Consider the following 19,690-nt stretch of genomic DNA (forward strand, 5'->3'; position numbering starts at 1 on the left):
CAGCGGGTTTACACCTTGGTGAGGCGCTTCCTATACGGAGCGCGGGGCGGGATCGAAGCAGGTGACCGGCCGTCCATGCGTGATTGGTTGAGAGTGCTGGTGATGGGGGTGCAGGCGGCGCTGCTGGCGTTCGCTGCGCCGGCGCTTGCTGCCACCGACCCGTGGCGCGCCTTCGACATTCCGCAATTCGAACATGTGCTGGTGCGCGACGGCCTGCCGCACGGCACCGTCACTTCGATCGTTCAGGACCGGCGCGGCGTCGTCTGGATGGGCACCTTCGGCGGCTTGGTCCGCTATGACGGCTACCGCATGCAGGTGTACCGGCAGGCCGCGCTCGATCCGAAGCAGCTCCCCGACAGCTACGTCCGCGCCATCGCGCCGCTGCCCGACGGCAAGCTGCTGATCGGCACCAACGCCGGCGGCGTGGTGATCTTCGACCCCGCGACGATGCGCTTCGACCGGCTGCCGGTCGGCGACCATGGCAGCGCCCACGCCAAGATCTTCGCGCTCGCGCCCGCGAAGGGCGGCGCCGCCTATTGGATCGCCACCGAAGGCGGGCTCGACCGCATCGACTTGAAGACCCGCCGTATCGCACCGGTCGCCGGCGCACCAGGCGCCGACAAAAGCTTCGACCCGCGCAGCTTCTCGGTGCTCGAGGACAATCGCGGCCACCTCTGGCTCGGCACCAACGCGGGGCTGCTGCTGCGCCGCGCCGGGTCGGCCCGCTTCGAGAAGGTCACCGCCCCCGGCACCGCCGGCGCGATCCTCGCCGACAAGATCTGGGCGCTGCGCCAGGACAGCACCGGGCGCCTGTGGGTCGGCTCGGGCCAGTCGGGGCTGCTCTATCTCGACGCGCAGTTGCGGCCGCAGCTCGTGCCGCAGTTGTCGGGCACCGAGGGGCTGGCGCGGCGACGCACCGTGCGCGACTTCCTCGAAACCGCCAGCGGCGAGATCTGGGCGGCGACCGACGGCGGCGGCGTCGTCACCTGGAACCCGGCGACCGGCGAGGCCGGGCGGATCACCCATGACCCGGCGATGCAGGCGTCGCTGCCCGGCGACATCACCCGCGCGCTGCTGCAGGACCGGTCGGGCAATATCTGGATCGCCACCGAGGTCGGCGCGGCGCGCTACAATCCCGGCGGGCGCGTGGTGATGTCCTTGCTATCGTCGCCGCTTAACCCCGCGACCTTGTCCGATCCCAATGTCCACGCGGTGTGGATCGACCCGCGCCGGCGCATCTGGCTCGGCCTCGGCATGGGCCGCGTCGACATCCTCGACCAGAAGGCCGGCACCATCCGCCGCGTGCGACTGACCGGCGAGCAGGCGGAGCGCGACGTGCAGGCCTTCGCCATCGGCCCCGACGGCAAGGTGTGGGCCGGCTCGCAGGGGGTGGCGCGCATCGATCCGGACAGCTTCGCCGTCACCGGCTCGCTGATCCCCGAGCTCGATTCAAAGCTGGTCCTGTCGATGGCCGCGGATGGCGCCGACATGCTGATCGGCACCTATGACGGGCTGTTCCGCTATTCGACCGGCAGCCGCCAACTGCAGCAATATGTGAACGACCCCGCCGACAAGCGCAGCCTCGCCGGCAATCAGGTGCGCCTGATCACCTCGATGCCCGGCGGCGAAACTTGGTTCTCGACGATTACCGGCATCAGCATCGCGCGCCCCGGGCAGGCGGGCTTCACCAATCTGCGCAACGACCCCGCCGACGCGCGCAGCCTGCCGCAGGATTATTCGGGGTCGATTGTGCGCGATGCCAAGGGCCGCTGGTGGTTCGGCACCTTCGGCGGGCTCGGCCGGCTCGACAGCCTGTCGGCGCCCTACCGCTTCCGCCGCGTCGTCGCGGGGCTCGCCAGCGAAAAGGTCAACGCCGTCCTGACCGAGGGCGAGCGGGTGTGGGCGAGCACCTCGGACGGCGTGGCGCTGGTCGACGGCAACACCTTGCAGGTCCGCAACCTCGGCCCGCGCGAAGGCCTGCGCATCGACAGCTACATCCACCGCTCCGCCGCCCGCGCCCCTGACGGCGCGCTGATGTTCGGCGGCCTCGGCGGGCTGACCGTCATCGATCCCGCCGCTGCGAAGCCGCCGACCGACAAGCCGGTCATCGCCATCACCAACCTCGTCGTCGACGGCGTCGAGCAGCCCTTCGCCGGCCTGCCCCGTCCCGGCGACGATCTCGAGCTGGCGGCCACGCGCAAGGGCTTCCGCGCCGATTTCGCGCTGCTCGATTATCGCGCGCCGGCGGCCACCCGCTATTCCTACCGCCTCGACGGGTTCGACGACGATTGGGTGCGCGTCCCCTTCGGCACGCCGCCCGCCGCTGCCTACACCAACCTGCCGGCCGGCCGTTACACGCTCCGCCTGCGCGCCGAGGTCGGTGGGCTGTTTCCGCGCGCGATCGAGACGACGGCCGCGATTGCGGTCGAGCCGCGCTGGTACGAAACCGCCTGGGCGCGCATCGCGGCGCTGCTGCTGGCCATGGCCGCCATCGCCGCGATCGTGCTGCTGCGCACCCGCATGCTCCAGCACCGCGCCGCCCGGCTCGAGGCGCTGGTCGGCGAGCGGACGCAGGCGCTGCGTGACGCCAACGATCGGCTGGAAGCGCTCGCCGGCACCGATCCCCTGACCGGCATCGCCAACCGCCGCCGCTTCCTCGAAACCGCCGCCGCCGAATTCGAGCGAGCGCGCCACCTCGGCCACCCGGTCAGCCTGATCATCGTCGACCTCGATCATTTCAAATCGGTCAACGACACCTACGGTCACGGCGTCGGCGATACCGTGCTGCGCCGCGCTGCCGAGGAAGCGGTGCGCGCCTGCCGGTCGAGCGACCTCGTCGCGCGCTTCGGCGGCGAGGAGCTGGTGGTGCTGCTCCCCGAAACCGACGCCGACGGCGCCCTGCGCGCCGCCGACACCCTGCGCCGCGCCATCGGCGTGCCGACCGAACTCGACGGCCGGCGCATCGCCATCACCGCCAGCGCCGGCGTCGCCGAATGGCGGGCGCCCGACGAGAGCATCCCGTCGCTGCTCGACCGCGCCGACCGCGCGCTCTACGCGGCGAAACGCGCCGGCCGCGACCGCACCTTGCTGGCGAGCGACGCGCTGGAGGCGCGCCGCGCCGGCGACGCCGCGTAACCCTCGGGCGCAACCGCTTGGTAACGTCCAACTTGTCATTGTCGCGCCGGCCCGGTCTGATGGGCCTGAGTTCAGGCGTTGCAGGGTAGGGCAATGACAGCAGGGAAAGCGGTAGCGGCCGTCGACCTCAACAACGTGATATTGGCCGCGGCTTCTTCGGAAGCCGAGCGGGCCAGCACCAGGGGGATCATCCTCGCGGTCGGCACCCATGAGCCTCCCAAAGAGCTTCGACCTTACCTTCGGGCCGAATGATACCGTCTTGGGCGCCTGCGAGAATCTTGCGATCGGAGAAGCCCAAATCGGAAATCAGGTGCGGCGCGCCCTCAAAGGACCAGACGTCATGGAGCGCCACTGCGACTGGCCATTGTGCAAGCCGTGCGGCCTCGGCATCGCTAACAAAGGTGGCCGTATCACCAAAGAGCGCGGAAACGCGAGCGAAGTTCAGTACCCGCCCGCCCAGATCGCCGCGCACGCCGGAACCACCGCCAATGAATATGGCATAGGGCTTTTCTGCCGCCTTCTTGGCCGCCCCTTTTGCGACAGCATAGTAAGCGGAACTCCCGCGCTCGCCGCGCCCGCCAAAGCAAATCATGTGAGAGCTGAGCGGCCCAAATACCGCTTTCACGCCCATAACGCTGGCCGGCGTCGACACTACATCGCAAAAGCGAGCAGATAATGCCGGAAGGACGTCATCCATAAATGACGCCGGAAATGCCACCACGCTCTATTCGGCTTCGCGACCGATAGCGAAGCAGGAATGGTGCCCAGGAAAGGACTCGAACCTTCACGCCGTTACCGGCACTAGCACCTGAAGCTAGCGCGTCTACCAATTCCGCCACCTGGGCACGGGGTCGGCCTGCCCGGATGGGGCAGGGGAGGCCGCGACGTAAGGCCCTCGCGCGTGGTTGTCAACGGCGTGCAATAGCGCCATGAGAGCCGCACGATTTCCCCAAGGGTTGCAGATAGCATGGCCAAGTTGATCACCATCGTCGGCGGCGCCGGCTTCATCGGTCGCTATGTGGTGCAGGAGCTGGCGAAGCGCGGCATCCGGCTGCGCGTCGTCGTGTCCGACGTTCACCAAGCGTCCTATCTGAAGCCGCTCGGCGGCGTCGGCCAGGTGGCGCTGTTCGCCGGCGACATCCGCGACAAGGCGATGATGCACGCCGCCTGCCACGAGGCCGACGGCGTCATCAACCTCGTCGGGATCCTGACCGAGGGCGCCGCCAGCTTCGACGACATCCATGTCATGGGCGCGCGCAACGTCGCGGAAGCCGCGAAGGCCGCCGGCGCCCGCGCGCTGGTCCATGTCTCGGCGATCGGCGCCAACGCCGAATCGGAAAGCGACTACGCGCGCAGCAAGGGCGAGGGCGAGGCCGCGGTGCGCGCCGCCTTCCCGCAGGCGACCATCCTGCGCCCGTCGATTCTGTTCGGCCCCGAGGACCAGTTCATCAACCGCTTCGCCGCGCTGATCCGCGGGCTGCCGTTCGCGATGCCGGTCGTCGCGCCCAACACCCGCTTTCAGCCGGTGCATGTGCTCGACGTGGCGCGCGCCATCGTCGCTTCGGTCGAGGCGCCGGAAAGCTTCGGCGGCAAGATCTTCGAACTCGGTGGGCCCAAGAGCTGGTCGATGCGCGAGCTGCTGACCTGGATTTCCGCGCAAACCTATTATGAGAAGCCGCTGGTCGATGTGCCCGACGGCATAGCGGCAAAGCTCGCCGCGTTCACCGGCTGGCTGCCGGGCGCGCCGCTGACCAGCGACCAGTGGAAGATGCTTCAGCACGACAATGTCGTCGCCGAGGGCGCGGCGGGGCTAGAGGCGTTCGGCATCCGTCCGGCGCCGCTCGAGGCGATCGCACCGGCCTATCTGGTGCGCTACCGCAAGCAAGGCCGCTTCAATCCCGGCCAGAACGCCACGCAGGACCCGCAGCTCTACTGACTCTGCCGGTGAGTTGCTGACCGCGGTGAGGGGTTGTTGCCCTGCCGGTTACACTTCGCATCGCCCACATAGTACCAAATCGGAACATAATATCTGGTCTCAAACGCTGAGAACGTTTCGCAACTAGCGTTTCCGTCGAGATATAGTACCAGGCCGGTCATTTCATGTCGGTTTTCGCGTGACTCACCGACACCGCCGCTTATATGCCTGCGCAATCTTTACGGGATTGTGCCATGGCAAACGACACAATGTTGCGCTTTACGAAGGTCGATCAGGCCTACCCGCCCAAGCGGGAAGCGGAGGCGCGCGCCAGCGACTTCCTCGAAATCGCGCGCCCCTACATTCTGGCGAAAGCCGAAGAACAGGCCTCGCGCTGCTCGCAATGCGGCGTGCCCTTCTGCCAGGTCCACTGCCCGCTCCATAACCACATTCCGGACTGGCTTCGCCTGACCGCCGAGGGGCGACTGCAGGAGGCGTACGAACTCTCCAACAGCACCTCGACGATGCCCGAGATCTGCGGCCGCATCTGCCCGCAGGATCGCCTCTGCGAAGGCAATTGCGTCATCGAGCAGTCGGGCCACGGCGCCGTCACCATCGGCTCGGTCGAAAAGTTCATCACCGATACCGCCTGGGCCGAAGGCTGGGTGCGGCCGATCGAGGTGCTCGCCGACCGCGGCGGCCAGTCGGTCGGCATCATCGGCGCCGGCCCCGCTGGCCTCACCGCCGCCGAGCTGCTGCGCGTAAAGGGCTATGAGGTCCATATCTACGACCGGCACGATCGCGCCGGCGGCCTGCTAACCTACGGCATCCCCGGCTTCAAGCTCGAAAAGGAAGTCGTCGGCCGTCGCGTCGAGCGGCTCGCAGAGGGCGGCATCCATTTACACGCCGACTTCGAGGTCGGCCGCGACGCGACGCTCGCCGAGCTTCGCCAGCGCCACGACGCTTTGCTGGTCGCGACCGGCGTCTACAAGGCGCGCGACATCGGCGCGCCGGGCGTCGGCCTCAAGGGCATCGTCCCCGCGCTCGCCTATCTGACCGCGTCGAACCGCAAGGGCTTCGGCGACGCCGTCCCCGCTTATGACGACGGCACGCTCAACGCCGAGGGCAAGCGCGTGGTAGTAATCGGCGGCGGCGACACCGCGATGGACTGCGTCCGCACCGCCGTCCGCCAGGGCGCCCGCGAGGTCACCTGCCTCTACCGCCGCGACCGCGCCAACATGCCGGGATCGCGCACCGAGGTCCGCCACGCCGAGGAGGAAGGCGTCACCTTCGAATGGCTATCGGCACCCGAGGCCTTCGACGGCGACGCTAGCGTCACCGCCGTCCGCGCGCACCGCATGCGCCTCGGCAGCCCCGACGCGAGCGGCCGCCGCGCGCCGGAGGCGGAGCCGGGCTCGAGCTTCCGCATCGAGGCCGACCTCGCGATCATGGCGCTCGGTTTCGATCCCGAGGAGCTGCCGGCAATGTTCGGCGCGCCCGAGCTCGGCGTCACCCGCTGGGGCACGCTGCGCGTCGACCACAAGACGATGCAGACCAGCGTCGACGGGGTGTTCGCCGCCGGCGACGTCGTCCGCGGCGCCAGCCTCGTCGTCTGGGCGATCCGCGACGGTCGCGACGTCGCCGAGGCGATGCACCAATATCTGAAGGTAAAGGCCCCGGCGAAGCCGCGGGCGGAGGCGGCCTGATGCGGATCGCCGGCCTTCACCGCGCCATTGTTGCCACGCTGCTGCTGGTCGCGGCGCCGGCTATCGCGGCGCCCAGTGCCGAGGCGCTCGCCGCGGCCCGCGAACTGGTCGCGCTCAGCGACACGCGCAGCCAGTTGCAGCAAGGCATGCAGCAAACCTTCGCCGACATGCGGTCGGGCAAGGCGCTCGGCGCCTATATCGACCAGAACCCGCAGATGCGGTTGCAGCGGTCGCGCAATCCCGCCGCCTGGGATGCCGCGCTGGCGCGGTTGGGGGGCAAGCAGGCGACGCAGCTCGAGATCCTCATGACCGAGCTGGTCCCGCTGATCGAGGAGCGATCGGTCGAGACCTATGCGAAGCATTTCAGTGTCGATGAGCTCCGTCAGCTCATCGCCTTCCACCGCTCGCCGCTCGGCAAGCTGGTGCTGGAGAAGGTGCCGGCGGTGATGGCTGATTCGATGGCGCTCATGCAGACCGAAATGCCGCGCCGGATGAAGTCGATGATGGAAGCGCTCGCGCCCGAGATCGAGCGCGAGCTGAAGCCGCTGCTGGCGAAGTAGGTCCCTGCCGATGATCAACACCGAATTCGAGCGCGAGCGGCTGGCCCGCGAGGGCATGTACCGGCCGGAATATGAGGGCGATGCCTGCGGCGTCGGCCTCGTCGCCGCGACCGACGGCAAGGCGTCGCGCCGGGTCGTGTCGGCGGCGATCGACGCGCTGAAGGCGGTGTGGCACCGCGGCGCGGTCGATGCCGACGGCAAGACCGGCGATGGCGCCGGCCTGCACGTCGACATCCCTGTCGGCTTCTTCCACGAACATATCGACCGCGCCGGCCACAAGCCGAAGCCCAACCTGCTCGCCGTCGGCCAGGTGTTCCTGCCGCGCACCGACCTCGCCGCGCAGGAGGCCTGCCGCAGCATCGTCGAGAGCGAGATCATCGGCTTCGGCTATTCGATCTACGGCTGGCGGCAGGTCCCCGTCGACACCTCGGTGATCGGCGAGAAGGCGATGCTGACGCGCCCCGAGATCGAGCAGATCATGATCGCCGGGCCGCTGCCCGACGGCGGCGCGGCGCAGGACAAGTTCGAAAAGGAACTGTTCCTCATCCGCCGCCGCATCGAAAAGGCAGTGATCGCCGCACAAATCAACGGCTTCTACATCTGCTCGCTGTCGAGCCGCTCGGTCATCTACAAGGGGCTGTTCCTCGCCGAGAGCCTCGCGGTCTTCTACCCGGACCTCAACGACGAGCGCTTCATCTCGCGCGTCGCCATCTACCATCAACGCTATTCGACAAACACCTTCCCGCAATGGTGGCTGGCGCAGCCGTTCCGCTGCCTCGCGCACAACGGCGAGATCAACACGATCCGCGGCAACACCAACTGGATGAAGAGCCACGAGATCAAGATGGCGGCGCTGTCGTTCGGCGAGCACAGCGAAGACATCAAGCCGCTGATCCCCGCCGGCGCGTCGGACACCGCCGCGCTCGATGCAGTATTCGAAGCGATCGTGCGCTCGGGCCGCGACGCGCCGACGGCGAAGCTGATGCTCGTCCCCGAGGCGTGGAACCACGACACCAGCATGCCCGACGCGCACCGCGCGATGTACGCCTTCTTCGCCAGCGTGATGGAGCCGTGGGACGGCCCCGCCGCGCTCGCGATGACCGACGGCCGCTGGGCGGTCGCCGGGCTCGACCGCAACGCGCTGCGCCCGATGCGCTACACGCTGACCAACGACAATCTGCTCATCGTCGGCTCGGAAGCCGGCATGGTGGTGGTGCCCGAGGGGACGGTGACGAAGAAGGGCCGCCTCGGGCCGGGGCAGATGATCGCCGTCGATCTCGACGCCGGCCGTTTCTACGACGACCGCGCGGTGAAGGACCGTATCGCCGCCGAGCAGCCCTATGCCGACTGGGTCGAAGGCTTCCGGACCTTCGCCGACATCCCCGGCCATGATGCGCCCGAGCCGGCGAGCGCCTACACGCGCGACGAGCTGCGCCGCCGCCAGGTCGCCGCCGGCCTGACCATGGAGGACATGGAGCTGCTGCTGGCGCCGATGGTCGAGGACGCCAAGGAGGCGATCGGATCGATGGGCGACGACGCGCCGCTGGCCGTCATCTCCGACAACGCCCGCTGCCTCAGCCATTTCTTCCGGCAGAATTTCAGCCAGGTCACCAATCCGCCGATCGACAGCTTGCGCGAAACGCGGGTGATGAGCCTCAAGACCCGCTTCGGCAATTTCGCCAACATCCTCGACCGCGACGCGCGGCAACAGGGCGTGATGGTGCTCGATTCGCCGGTGCTGACCAACCGCGACTGGCAGCGGCTGCTCGACCAGTTCGGCCCGCAGGCGGCGGTCATCGACTGCACCTTCGACATCGCCGGCGGCCCCGAGGCGCTGCGCGAGGCCATCACCCGCATCCGCACCGAGGCGGAACATGCGGTGCGGTCGGGTCAGGGCCAGCTGTTTCTGACCGACGAGCGGGTCAGCGCCGACCGCGCCGGCATCACCATGATCCTCGCCGCCGCGGGCGTGCACACCCACCTGGTGCGCAAGGGGCTGCGCAGCTTCGCCAGCATCAACATCCGCTCATCCGAATGCCTCGACACCCATTATTTCGCGGTGCTGATCGGCGTCGGCGCGACAACGGTGAACGCCTATCTGACGCAGGAGGCGATCGCCGACCGCCACGCGCGCGGCCTGTTCGGCGATCTCTCGATCGACGCCTGCGTCGCGCGCTACCGCAAGGCGGTCGACGACGGCCTGCTCAAGATCATGTCGAAGATGGGCATCGCGGTGATCTCCTCCTACCGCGGCGGCTATAATTTCGAGGCGGTGGGCCTCAGCCGCGCGCTGGTCGCCGACTTCTTCCCCGGCATGCCCGCGAAGATTTCCGGCGAGGGCTTCGCGTCGCTGCATCTGAACGCGATGATGCGCCACGAAAAGGCGTTCGACACCGCCGCGCTGGCGCTGCCGATCGGCGGCCTCTACCGCTACCGCGCGGGCAGCGAGACGCACGCCTATCAGGCGAACCTCATCCACCTGCTCCAGACCGCCGTCGCCAACGACAGCTATTCGCAGTACCTGCAGTTCAGCCGCGGCACCCGCGACCTGCCGCCGGTCTATCTGCGCGACCTGCTTGAGCTGAACTACCCCGACAAGCCGATCCCGGCCGAGGAGGTCGAATCGATCTCCGAAATCCGCAAGCGCTTCGTCACGCCGGGCATGTCCTTGGGCGCGCTCAGCCCCGAGGCGCATGAGACGCTCGCCATCGCGATGAACCGCATCGGCGCGAAGGCGGTGTCGGGCGAGGGCGGCGAGGATTCGGTGCGCTTCTCGCCCTACGCCAACGGCGACAACGCCAATTCGACGATCAAGCAGATCGCGAGCGGGCGCTTCGGCGTCACCGCCGAATATCTGAACGCCTGCGAGGAGGTCGAGATCAAGGTGGCGCAGGGCGCCAAGCCCGGCGAGGGCGGGCAATTGCCCGGCTTCAAGGTCACCGAGATGATCGCGCGGCTGCGGCATTCGACGCCGGGCGTGACGCTGATCTCACCGCCGCCGCACCACGACATCTATTCGATCGAGGATCTGGCGCAGCTCATCTACGATCTGAAGCAGATCAACCCGCGCGCCCGCGTCTGCGTGAAGCTGGTCTCCTCGGCGGGCATCGGCACCGTCGCGGCGGGCGTCGCCAAGGCCCACGCCGACGTCATCCTCGTCGCCGGCCATGTCGGCGGCACCGGCGCCTCGCCGCAGACCTCGATCAAATATGCCGGCACGCCGTGGGAGATGGGGCTGACCGAGGTCAACCAGGTGCTGACGCTCAACGGGCTTCGGCATCGGGTGAAGCTGCGCACTGATGGCGGCCTCAAGACCGGCCGTGACATCGTCGTCGCCGCCATCCTCGGCGCCGAGGAGTTCGGCATCGGCACGCTGAGCCTCGTCGCGATGGGCTGCATCATGGTGCGGCAATGCCATTCGAACACCTGCCCGGTCGGCGTCTGCACGCAGGACGATGCGCTGCGCGAGAAGTTCACCGGCACGCCCGAGAAGGTCATTAACCTGATGAGCTTCATCGCCGAGGAGGTGCGCGACATCCTCGCCAAGCTCGGCGTGAAAAGCCTTGACGAGGTGATCGGCCGCACCGAGCTGCTGCGTCAGGTCAGCCGCGGCGCCGAGCATCTCGACGACCTCGACCTCAACCCGATCCTCGCCAAGGTCGACGCGCCCGATCACATGCGGCGCTTCGCGATCGATACCCATCGCAACGAGGTGCCCGACAGCCTCGACGCCGAGATGCTGCGCGACGCGCAGCCGGTGTTCGAGCGCGGCGAGAAGATGCAGCTCGCCTACACGGTGCGGAACACCCACCGCGCCGTCGGCACCCGCCTGTCGTCGGAAATCACCCGCAAGTACGGGATGAAGGGGCTCGCCCCAGGCCATGTCGAGGTACGGCTGCGCGGCTCGGCCGGCCAGTCACTCGGCGCCTTCGCGGTGCAGGGGCTCAAGCTCCAGGTGTTCGGCGATTCGAACGACTATGTCGGCAAGGGTCTGTCCGGCGCGACCATCGTCGTTCGCCCGCTCGTCTCGTCGCCGCTGCGCGAGGCGAGCCAGGAGAACACCATCATCGGCAACACCGTGCTCTACGGCGCGACCTCCGGCGAGCTGTTCGCCGCGGGCCAGGCCGGCGAGCGCTTCGCGGTGCGCAACTCGGGCGCGACGGCGGTGATCGAGGGCTGCGGCGCCAACGGCTGCGAATATATGACCAACGGCACCGCGGTCATCCTGGGCAGCGTCGGCGACAATTTCGGCGCGGGCATGACCGGCGGCATGGCGTTCATCTACGATGCTGCCGGCGACTTCGAGCGGCGGGTGAACCCCGACAGCGTCACTTGGCAGCGGCTGGGCGCGGCGCATTGGGAGGACAAGCTCCGCGGCCTCATCGCCCGCCACGTCGGCGAGACCGATTCGAAATGGGCGGCCGAAATCCTGTCCGACTGGGATCGCACCCGTGACCATTTCTGGCAGGTCTGCCCGAAGGAAATGCTGACCCGGCTGAAGGAGCCGCTAGTCGATCCGGTGGCGGTGGCGGCGGAGTAGCCACCGCCCGTCATCCCCGCGAAGGCGGGGACCCAGTCCACAACGAGAACGTGCCAGCTTCGCTGGCGCATTTTGCTTGGGCTGGATCCCCGCCTTCGCGGGGATGACGATGGAGGGTGAGGCGAGTATCCTCTCTCCCCATGTCGCTCGCCGCCCTCGAAACCCGCCTGCGCGCCGCCGCGCTCGCCTACCCGGAGACCCATGAGGATCATCCGTGGGGCGAGAGCGCGTTCAAGGTGCGCGGCAAGGTCTTCCTGTTCCTGTTCAGGAACGACGAGGGCATCAGTTTCTCGATGAAGCTGCCCGCCAGCCGCGAGTTCGCGCTGATCTGGGACTTCACCGCGCCGACCGGCTACGGCCTCGGCAAGAGCGGCTGGATCACCTGCAAACTGGACGCGAAGACCGAGGTCGATCCCGACCTGCTTCTCGGCTGGCTCGACGAGAGCTACCGCACGGTGGCGCCAAAGAAACTGGTTGCAACGCTTCCGAGCAGTTAGCGACCATTGCCCCGTGACTCGCGCGCGCTATGGTGCGCTCGATCATGTGGCAGCTTTATCAATACACGCTCTGTCCCTTCTCGCGGAAAGTGCGCTTCGCGCTCGCCGAGAAGGCGATCCCGCACGAGCTGCTGCGCGAGCTGCCGTGGGACCGGCGCGACGAGTTCACCGACATGAACCCGGCCGGGCAGACGCCCGTGCTGGCCGCGCCGAACAACACCACGGTGCTGATCGACTCCTCGGCGATCTGCGAATATTTCGAGGAGACGGTCGAGCGCACGCCGCTGTTGGGCGCCGGGCCGATCGACCGCGCCGAGACGCGGCGGCTCGTCTCGTGGTTCGACCAGAAATTCTATGCCGAGGTCGGCGTGCTGCTGCTGCAGGAGCGCATGTACAAGCGGCTGGTCCACCGCGCTTCGCCCGATGCTACCCTGCTGCGGCAGGCTGGCCGCAACGTCGAGGTCCATCTCGACTATATCGAATATCTGCTCGATCATCGCCGCTGGCTCGGTGGCCCGACCTTCGGGCTCGCCGACATCTGCGCCGCCGCGCATATCTCGGTCGCGGACTATCTGAACGGCGTCGACTGGACCGGCCATGCCGAGGCCAAGCAATGGTATTCGGCGATCAAGTCGCGGCCGACCTTCCGCCCGCTGCTCGCCGAGCGGATGGAGGGCCTCGCGCCGCCGGCGCACTACGACAAGCTGGACTTCTGACGCCGCCAGAGTTCGAGCGGGGTCGGCGCCGGCCCTGAGTTGAGCACGCCGCTGCGGAACAGCCGCGCCGCGAACCAGATCACCACCCCCGCCGCCAGCAACTGCCACAGGATCGCCAGCGCATGCACGCCGAGCCCCGGCTCGGCCGCGGCGCGCACCGCCATCATGTAGGGCGACGACGGCGGGAACCACGCCATCACGCTCGCCCAGCCGCCGTCGAGATTGTCGGCGCCCGAGATCACGCCGATCAGCACCACCATCTGAACGATCGTCACCGGCATCGACAGCGACTGCACTTCGCGGATCGACGAGCAGAGCGAACCGATGCCGAGATAGATGGCGCCGTAGAGCAGATAGGCGGTAACGAGGTATGCCACGCACAGCGCCAGATAGATCGGCCAGCCGACCGCCGGCGTCGGCACCAGCGCCGCCGGCACCTGCGTGACGATCCACGCCGCACCCATCCCGGCGATCGACCCCCACAGCAGCACGCCGATTGCCGACACCGCGAGCATCGCCAAGAGCTTGCCCGCGAAGATCGCCGGCACCGGCACGCTCGCCACCAGCACCTCGATGACTTTGTTCGCCTTCTCCTCGACCATGTTGGACAGCAGCACGCCCGCGAGCAGGCCGATCAGCATGAAGATGATGACGGCGCCCGCCTGGCCGATCGCCGCCCGCGAATCGCGGTCGCCGTGCGCCAGGCCGGCCGGCGCCGCCTCCACCGTCAGCGGCCGCCGTACTTCGCGCGCCTGAGCCAGCCGCCCGTCGAGCCTGCCCGCCGCCAGCACTCGCGCCTCGCGGGCGTCGTTGACCAGCCGCGCCACCGCATCGACATCGGGGTCGGCGCCCGGCGCCAGCAGCAGCCGCTCGCCCTTGGCATCCAGCCGCAGGACGGCATCGAAGCGGCGCGAGGCGTCGGCATCGCGGTCGCGGCGCATCAGCCGTTCGGCCTGCACATCCGGGTCGCCGGCCCCCGCCACGAACACCAGCGCCGGTGGCTGCCAGCGCATCGGCAGCGGCGCGCCCAGCTCGCCGAGGTCGAGGTCGGTGCGGTCGCGCAGCGCCTCCAGCGCGCCGGGCTTCGCCAGCTCGGCGACCTTCGCCGTCGGCAGGTCCTCGGGCAGCACCGCCAGCTCGGCGGGCAGCGGCTGGCCCGCGTGCACCGCCCGGTGCCGGTCGCGCAGCCCGGCATAGGTGGCCCGCGTCTTCGCCGCCTCGACACTGCGCTCCAGCCACGGCTGCAGCCCGCTGCCCACCTCGATCACCGCGATGCTGCGCGGCGCGCGCGTCCCACCCGCCGACAGGGTCGCGGCGACGAGGCCGATGGCGAGGCCGATCAGCGGCATCAGCAGCCAAACGAGGAAGCCGCGGGTGAACACGGTGGCGAGGAAGTCGCGCCGGGCGATGGTGAAGATGGCGCCGATCATTTGGCGTCCTCATCGGCGACGATCGCCATGAACGCGTCGTGCAATCTCGGCCGCTCGACATGTAGGTCGCGCACACCAGCGCCGGCATCGAGCACGCCGCGCAGCACCGGTTCGAGGCCCGCTTTGGGCAGGTCGAAGCGATAGCTGCCCGCGCCGTCGTCGCCGAAGCCCGGCGGCAGCAAGACCGCAGCATCGGCGAGCGGCCGCTCGACCGCCAGCGACACCCGCGTCGGCAAAGTCCGCCGCGCCACGTCGACCGATCCAGTGAAGCGCGTTCGCCCATGCGCGATGATCACCAGCTCGTCGCAGAGCCGTTCGGCATGCGCCATCACATGCGTCGAGAACAGGATCGTCGCCCCGCGCGCCCGCTCGGCGCGGATCAGCTGCTCGAGCGCCTCCTGATTGACCGGGTCGAGCCCCGAGAAGGGCTCGTCGAGCACCACCAGATCGGGCTGGTGCACGATGGTGGCGAGCAGCTGCACCTTCTGCGCCATGCCCTTCGACAGCGTGCGGATCTTGGACTTGGTGTGTGCGCCGAGCCCGTTGGCGGTCAGCAGTTCATCGGCGCGCCGCCGCCCTTCCGCCCACGGCAGCCCGCGCAGCGCCCCCATGTAGGCGATCGCCTCGCGCGCGCTCATCGCCGGGTAGAGGCCACGCTCCTCGGGCAGATAGCCGACGCGGTGCGCCGACCGGAGCGGCCGATCCTCGCCGAGCAAGGTCCGCTCGCCGCCATCGGGTTCGAGGATGCCGAGCAGCATGCGCAGCGTCGTGGTCTTGCCGGCGCCGTTCTGGCCGAGGAAGCCGAAGATCGCGCCTTTGGGTACCGTCAGGTCGACGCCGTCGACCACGGGCCGGTCGCCGAAGCGCTTCACCAACCCCCGAGCCTCGACCGCTGCGTCCATGCATCCCCGCGCTACCAACCGTGCATTCATGCTAGAGGGCGCGAAGCATGACCGCCAACGATGAATTGCGCGACCGGCTGAAGGCCGAGGCCGAGGCACTGGGCTTTGCCGCCTTCGGCATCGCCCGCGCCGACGCGGCACCGCGCGCCGGCGAGCGGCTGCGGCAATGGCTCGACGAGGGCTGCCACGGCGACATGCTGTGGATGGCGGAGACGGCGGCACGGCGGTCGTCGCCGCAGGGGCTGTGGCCCGAGGTCCGCTCGGTGGTGATGCTCGGCCTGCCCTACACGCCAAGCGTCGACCCGTTCCGTCACGCCGACCGGCCCGACCTCGGCACCATTTCGGTCTATGCGCTAGGGCAGGACTACCACGACCTGATCAAGCGGCGGCTGAAGCAGCTCGCCGGCTGGCTGGTCACCCACGCCGGCGGTGACGTGAAAGTGTTCGTCGATACCGCGCCGGTGCTCGAAAAGCCGCTGGCGGAGGCCGCCGGCCTCGGCTGGCAGGGCAAGCACACCAACCTCGTCAGCCGCGATCATGGCTCGTGGCTGTTCCTCGGCGCCATCTACACGACCTTGGAGCTGCCGATCGAGGACGCGCCGAAGCTACCGAGCTGCGGCACCTGCGACGCCTGCCAGACCGCCTGCCCGACCGACGCCTTTCCGGCGCCCTATCGGCTCGATGCGCGGCGCTGCATTTCCTACCTGACCATCGAGAACAAGGGGCCGATCCCGCACGAGTTCCGCCGCGCCATCGGCAACCGCATCTACGGCTGCGACGACTGCCTGGCCGCCTGCCCCTGGAACAAGTTTGCCCAGGCCGCGCGCGAACTGGCGTTCCAGCCACGCGGCGAGTTGGTGTCCCCGCCGCTCGCCGACCTGCTCGATCTCGACGACGCGGCCTTCCGCGCCGTGTTCGCCGGATCGCCGATCAAGCGCGTGGGGCGCAACCGCATGATCCGCAACGCGCTGATCGCTGCCGGGAACAGCGGCGACGTGTCATTGCTGGCGAAGGTGGAGACTTTGTGCGCCGACGAGGATGAGGTGGTGCGCGAAGCGGCCGACTGGGCCGCCGATCAGCTGCGCAGCGTCAGTCCGTCGATGCAGGCCGCCGTTTCCGACGCCTGACCGGCGGGCGTTCGCGCCTCTGCATAGGTGGCGGCGACCTTGCCGCTGCGCTTGTCCGGATAGAAATAGACGTCGAGCACGCAATTGGCGTTGGCGAACTGCAGCTGCCGCGCCGTTCCTTCGGTGCGGTCGAGCGCCGGCTTGCCGAACATCGCGGCGACTTCGGCCGGCGCGCGGCCGATGACGGTGAAGCTCTGCGTCTTCGGCGCCGGGGCCGGCAGCGGAATGGGAACGACCGCCGCGGCACAGGCGGGCAGCAGCAGCGGCAACAGCAGGGCGACAGCGCGGGTCATGACGCGCATGAAGCGCCATGCGCGGTTGCGGGTCAAGTCGCCCGCCGCTACGGAGCGCGCTGACTTTCCGAGTGAGGGACCTCATGACCAAGCCGCTTGACGTGCTGGCGATCGGCAATGCCATCGTCGATGTGATCGCCACTGCCGACGATGCCTTCCTCGCCGCGCAGAGTCTCGACAAGGGCTCGATGCGCCTGATCGATGCCGCCGAGGCCGAGCGCCTCTATGGCGTCATGGGGCCGGGCCGCGAAGTCTCGGGCGGCTCGGGCGCCAACGCCGCGGCGGGCATCGCCGCGCTCGGCGGCCAGGTCGCCTTCATCGGCCGCGTCGCCGACGATCAGCTCGGCCAGGTGTTCGCGCACGACATCCGCGCCGCCGGCGTCGACTATCTCACGCCGTTCGCCAATAGCGGCAACCCGACCGCGCGCTGCCTGATCCTCGTCACCCCCGACGCGCAGCGGACGATGAACACCTTCCTCGGCGCCAGCCAGGACCTGACCGAAGCCGACGTGGACTATGAGCTCGTCCGTCAGGCCGGGATCACCTATCTCGAAGGTTATCTGTGGGATCCGCCCGCGCCGCGCGCCGCGATGGCGAAGGCGCTGAAGGTCGCGCGCGAGGCGGGCAACCGCGTCGCCTTCACCCTCTCTGACGCTTTCTGCGTCGAGCGGCACCGCGACGACTTCCTGATGCTCGCCGACGGCAACGTCGACGTATTGTTCGCCAACGAGGTCGAGATCAAGTCGCTGTACCAGACCGACGATTTCGACACCGCCATCGCCGCCATTCAGGGCAAGCTGCCGATCGCGGTGGTGACGCGCAGTGAGAAGGGCGCGCTGGTCGTGACGCCTGACGGCACCATCGCCGTTCCCGCCGAGCCGGTCTCGAAGATCGTCGACACCACCGGCGCCGGCGACCTGTTCGCCGCGGGTTTCCTCGCCGGCCTGTCGCAGGCCCGCCCGCTCGCCGACTGCGCCCGCCTGGGCGCCATCGCCGCCGCCGAAGTGATCTCGCACTATGGCGCGCGCCCCGAAGCCGACCTGAAGGCGCTCGCCGCCAAGGTTACGGGTTGATTCAGTCCCTCTCCTGCCTGCGGGAGAGGTTAGGTGAGGGTGTGCGAGCGCCAGCGAGCCCTTCGGCGGCCGGTCACCCTCACCCTCCCACCGCTTCGCGGCGGGCCCCTCCCTCTCCCGCAAGCGGGCGAGGGGCAGACAAGAAAAAGGGGAGGCCGCGAGGCCTCCCCTTTCCTTTGCCCTTGGGCTTTGCGCGTTTAGTCGCGCGTGCCCGGAACCGGCGGGCTGAGATCGCCGACTTCCGCTTCCGGAACATCGACGATGCCGCGGCCGACATGGCTGCGTGAGCGGCTGTAGGCGAAGTAGACCACGAGCCCGATCACCGCCCAGATGACGAAGAGCAGCTTGCTCTTCTCGTCGAGGCTGAAGAACAGGTACACGCAGCCGGCCACCGCGATCGGCGCCGTCAGCCAGATCACCGGCGTGCGGAACGGCCGCTTGCGCGTCGGGTCGCTGCGGCGAAGCATGAACACCGCGATCGACACTGCCGCGAACGCGAACAGCGTACCCGAGTTGGAGATGTTCGCCAGCTGGCCGACCGGGAAGAAGGCCGCGAACAGCGCCACCGCGATACCGGTGATCACCGTGATCACATGCGGGGTGTTGTACTTCGGGTGGATCTTCGAGAAGGCCTGCGGCAGCAGACCGTCGCGGCTCATCACGAAGAAGATGCGGGTCTGGCCGAACATCATCATCAGGATGACCGACGGCAGCGCGAGACCCGCGGCGAGACCGAGCAGATTGCCGATCTGCGGCCAGCCGATTTCACGCAGCGTCCACGCCAGCGCTTCCTTCGAGCAGACGACGGCCGAATCGCCCATCGCCGCGCACTGCGCCGCCAACTCGCGGCTGCCCGGCTCGAGCGCCGCGCCGTCCGCGCCGAGGATCGGCTGCGAGCCGACCGAACCGATCACGCCTGCCGACACCAGCAGGTAGAAGATGGTGCAGAAACCGAGCGAGCCGATCAGGCCGATCGGCATGTTGCGCTGCGGGTTCTTGGTCTCCTCCGCCGCAGTCGAGACCGCGTCGAAGCCGACATAGGCGAAGAAGATCGAGGCCGCCGCCGCCGAGATGCCGCCGAAGCCGAGCGGCGAGAAGGGCGTGAAATTCTCCATGTTCATCACCGGCACCGCCAGCACGATGAACAGGGTGAGCGCGGTCACCTTGATGACGACGAGGATCGCGTTGACCGTCGCCGATTCCTTGGTGCCGATAACCAGCAGCCAGGTGACGAGGCCCGCGACGAACATCGCCGGCAGGTTGATCATGCCGCCGTCGAACGGCCCGAGCACGAACTCCTTGGGGATGGTGATCCCGAAGCTGTGCTGGATAAGGCCGACGACATAGCCGGACCAGCCGACCGACACGGCGCCCGCGGCGACCGCATATTCGAGGATCAGCGCCCAGCCGACCATCCACGCCAGCAGCTCGCCCATCACGGCATAGCTGTAGGTGTAGGCCGAGCCCGACACCGGCACCATCGACGCCATCTCCGCATAGCAGAGCGCGGCGACGGCGCAGACGACGCCGGCGATGACGAACGACAGCATCATGCCGGGGCCCGCTTTCTGCGCGGCCTCGGCGGTCAGCACGAAGATGCCGGTGCCGATGACGGCACCGATGCCCAGCATGGTGAGCTGGAATGCGCCCAGCGTGCGGTGAAGAGATTTCTTCTCCGCGGTCGCCAGAATCTGATCGAGTGGCTTAACTCGCCCGAACATGTTCCCTCCGAGACAAGGCGGCCCCTTCCCGCCTCTTTTTTATGATGGCTGCGAAGTGGCCTTTATTTAGCGCCT

14 protein-coding genes and 1 tRNA gene are annotated in these 19,690 nt (G+C 68.5%); 9 read left to right on the forward strand and 6 right to left on the reverse strand.

The genetic code is table 11. The features are described 5' to 3' along the window. Positions 1-75 precede the first annotated feature (75 nt). Positions 76-3,135, forward strand: coding sequence for a ligand-binding sensor domain-containing diguanylate cyclase (locus ACFOMD_RS17435; protein ID WP_380863797.1), 3,060 nt, complete (start codon positions 76-78; stop codon positions 3,133-3,135). A 187-nt stretch (positions 3,136-3,322) separates the two neighbouring features. Here the strand turns inward: ACFOMD_RS17435 and ACFOMD_RS17440 are convergent, their stop codons facing one another. Both ACFOMD_RS17440 and ACFOMD_RS17445 read right to left on the reverse strand, forming a co-directional pair. Then, positions 3,323-3,832, reverse strand: coding sequence for a hypothetical protein (locus tag ACFOMD_RS17440; RefSeq protein ID WP_380863799.1), 510 nt, complete (start codon positions 3,830-3,832; stop codon positions 3,323-3,325). Between the two features lie 61 nt (positions 3,833-3,893). Continuing rightward, a tRNA-Leu gene (locus tag ACFOMD_RS17445) sits at positions 3,894-3,980 on the reverse strand. A 122-nt stretch (positions 3,981-4,102) separates the two neighbouring features. Between ACFOMD_RS17445 and ACFOMD_RS17450 the strand changes: the two genes are divergently transcribed. From ACFOMD_RS17450 to ACFOMD_RS17475, 6 genes are all read left to right on the forward strand, one after another. Beyond that, complete coding sequence (locus tag ACFOMD_RS17450; protein WP_380863802.1) at positions 4,103-5,071, forward strand: complex I NDUFA9 subunit family protein; 969 nt, start codon at positions 4,103-4,105, stop codon at positions 5,069-5,071. A gap of 233 nt (positions 5,072-5,304) precedes the next feature. Further along, complete coding sequence (locus ACFOMD_RS17455) at positions 5,305-6,756, forward strand: NAD(P)-dependent oxidoreductase (RefSeq protein WP_380863805.1); 1,452 nt, start codon at positions 5,305-5,307, stop codon at positions 6,754-6,756. After that, entirely contained in the window at positions 6,756-7,316 is a 561-nt protein-coding gene (locus ACFOMD_RS17460; RefSeq protein WP_380863808.1) for a DUF2059 domain-containing protein, read from the forward strand. Before ACFOMD_RS17455 ends, ACFOMD_RS17460 begins: the two co-directional genes overlap by 1 nt. Positions 7,317-7,326: 10 nt before the next feature. Continuing rightward, a complete protein-coding gene (gltB, locus tag ACFOMD_RS17465) occupies positions 7,327-11,856 on the forward strand; it encodes a glutamate synthase large subunit (protein WP_380863811.1) in 4,530 nt (1,509 codons plus the stop codon). A 140-nt stretch (positions 11,857-11,996) separates the two neighbouring features. Further along, positions 11,997-12,353, forward strand: coding sequence for an MmcQ/YjbR family DNA-binding protein (locus ACFOMD_RS17470; RefSeq protein WP_380863814.1), 357 nt, complete (start codon positions 11,997-11,999; stop codon positions 12,351-12,353). Between the two features lie 44 nt (positions 12,354-12,397). After that, positions 12,398-13,069, forward strand: coding sequence for a glutathione S-transferase family protein (locus tag ACFOMD_RS17475; protein WP_380863817.1), 672 nt, complete (start codon positions 12,398-12,400; stop codon positions 13,067-13,069). On the opposite strand, the gene ACFOMD_RS17480 is transcribed toward ACFOMD_RS17475, so the two are convergent. Both ACFOMD_RS17480 and ACFOMD_RS17485 read right to left on the reverse strand, forming a co-directional pair. Then, positions 13,048-14,499, reverse strand: coding sequence for an ABC transporter permease (locus ACFOMD_RS17480; RefSeq protein ID WP_380863819.1), 1,452 nt, complete (start codon positions 14,497-14,499; stop codon positions 13,048-13,050). The two genes, ACFOMD_RS17475 and ACFOMD_RS17480, sit on opposite strands and share 22 nt — an antisense overlap. Beyond that, positions 14,496-15,401, reverse strand: a complete 906-nt coding sequence (locus ACFOMD_RS17485) for an ABC transporter ATP-binding protein (protein WP_380863821.1) — start codon at positions 15,399-15,401, stop codon at positions 14,496-14,498. The genes ACFOMD_RS17480 and ACFOMD_RS17485 overlap by 4 nt, the downstream gene beginning before the upstream one ends. A 47-nt stretch (positions 15,402-15,448) precedes the next feature. On the opposite strand from ACFOMD_RS17485, the gene queG reads away from it, so the two are divergent. After that, on the forward strand, positions 15,449-16,528 hold the full coding sequence (gene queG, locus ACFOMD_RS17490) for a tRNA epoxyqueuosine(34) reductase QueG (RefSeq protein ID WP_380863825.1): 1,080 nt from the start codon (positions 15,449-15,451) through the stop codon (positions 16,526-16,528). Here queG and ACFOMD_RS17495 read toward each other — a convergent pair. Next, positions 16,477-16,821 carry a hypothetical protein gene (locus ACFOMD_RS17495; RefSeq protein ID WP_380863827.1) on the reverse strand — a complete coding sequence of 115 codons (345 nt, stop codon included), beginning with the start codon at positions 16,819-16,821 and terminating at the stop codon, positions 16,477-16,479. The genes queG and ACFOMD_RS17495 overlap by 52 nt on opposite strands. 83 nt (positions 16,822-16,904) lie before the next feature. Between ACFOMD_RS17495 and ACFOMD_RS17500 the strand changes: the two genes are divergently transcribed. Next, entirely contained in the window at positions 16,905-17,894 is a 990-nt protein-coding gene (locus ACFOMD_RS17500; RefSeq protein WP_380863830.1) for an adenosine kinase, read from the forward strand. A 197-nt stretch (positions 17,895-18,091) separates the two neighbouring features. On the opposite strand, the gene ACFOMD_RS17505 is transcribed toward ACFOMD_RS17500, so the two are convergent. Continuing rightward, positions 18,092-19,615, reverse strand: a complete 1,524-nt coding sequence (locus ACFOMD_RS17505) for an amino acid permease (RefSeq protein WP_380863832.1) — start codon at positions 19,613-19,615, stop codon at positions 18,092-18,094. Between the last annotated feature and the right edge of the window lie 75 nt (positions 19,616-19,690).

The sequence above is a fragment of the Sphingoaurantiacus capsulatus genome (assembly GCF_042648405.1).
In the GTDB taxonomy this organism is placed as follows: Bacteria; Pseudomonadota; Alphaproteobacteria; order Sphingomonadales; family Sphingomonadaceae; genus Sphingoaurantiacus; species Sphingoaurantiacus capsulatus.

Coding starts and splice junctions, on each gene's coding strand:
- ACFOMD_RS17470 (WP_380863814.1), top strand. CDS start 11,997: ATGTCGCTCGCCGCCCTCGAAACCCGCCTGCGCGCCGCCGCGCTCGCC.
- ACFOMD_RS17505 (WP_380863832.1), bottom strand. CDS start 19,615: ATGTTCGGGCGAGTTAAGCCACTCGATCAGATTCTGGCGACCGCGGAG.
- ACFOMD_RS17440 (WP_380863799.1), bottom strand. CDS start 3,832: ATGGATGACGTCCTTCCGGCATTATCTGCTCGCTTTTGCGATGTAGTG.
- ACFOMD_RS17435 (WP_380863797.1), top strand. CDS start 76: ATGCGTGATTGGTTGAGAGTGCTGGTGATGGGGGTGCAGGCGGCGCTG.
- ACFOMD_RS17500 (WP_380863830.1), top strand. CDS start 16,905: ATGACCAAGCCGCTTGACGTGCTGGCGATCGGCAATGCCATCGTCGAT.
- queG (WP_380863825.1), top strand. CDS start 15,449: ATGACCGCCAACGATGAATTGCGCGACCGGCTGAAGGCCGAGGCCGAG.
- ACFOMD_RS17460 (WP_380863808.1), top strand. CDS start 6,756: ATGCGGATCGCCGGCCTTCACCGCGCCATTGTTGCCACGCTGCTGCTG.
- ACFOMD_RS17480 (WP_380863819.1), bottom strand. CDS start 14,499: ATGATCGGCGCCATCTTCACCATCGCCCGGCGCGACTTCCTCGCCACC.
- ACFOMD_RS17450 (WP_380863802.1), top strand. CDS start 4,103: ATGGCCAAGTTGATCACCATCGTCGGCGGCGCCGGCTTCATCGGTCGC.
- ACFOMD_RS17495 (WP_380863827.1), bottom strand. CDS start 16,821: ATGACCCGCGCTGTCGCCCTGCTGTTGCCGCTGCTGCTGCCCGCCTGT.
- ACFOMD_RS17485 (WP_380863821.1), bottom strand. CDS start 15,401: ATGGACGCAGCGGTCGAGGCTCGGGGGTTGGTGAAGCGCTTCGGCGAC.
- gltB (WP_380863811.1), top strand. CDS start 7,327: ATGATCAACACCGAATTCGAGCGCGAGCGGCTGGCCCGCGAGGGCATG.
- ACFOMD_RS17475 (WP_380863817.1), top strand. CDS start 12,398: ATGTGGCAGCTTTATCAATACACGCTCTGTCCCTTCTCGCGGAAAGTG.
- ACFOMD_RS17455 (WP_380863805.1), top strand. CDS start 5,305: ATGGCAAACGACACAATGTTGCGCTTTACGAAGGTCGATCAGGCCTAC.